At 73.6% G+C, this 330-nt stretch carries 1 pseudogene; it reads right to left on the reverse strand.

What is annotated here, in order from left to right:
* Window positions 1-155: 155 nt before the first annotated feature.
* Window positions 156-330: pseudogene (locus UK12_RS44095) on the reverse strand (acyltransferase domain-containing protein); the annotation flags it as partial.

The following is a 330-nucleotide window of genomic DNA, read 5'->3' on the forward strand; positions in this document are numbered from 1 at the left end:
GCCACGGACAGCGGCGCGGTTGGAGTGGCGGCTCCGCCTGGGGCCCAGGCGCTGCCCTGGCCGCTGTCCGCCAAGGGAGAGCACGCACTCCTGGCCCAGGCGGAACCCCTCCGCGCATGACCGGACGAGCAGCCCGAGCTCGGCCGGGCAGACGCCGGTGACGTGGGGGTGATGAGCCCACGGGCGGCCACCAGAGCGGCCGCAACCGCCAGCGAGAGCAGACCCGCCAGCTGCGCAGCGGCCACCTCACCGATCGAATGCCCCGCCAGGAAGTCCGGCCGGACACCCCACGACTCCACCAACCTGAACAGCGCCACCTCAACCGCGAAC

Source organism: Saccharothrix sp. ST-888 (assembly GCF_000955975.1).
Classification (GTDB): domain Bacteria; phylum Actinomycetota; class Actinomycetes; order Streptomycetales; family Streptomycetaceae; genus Kitasatospora.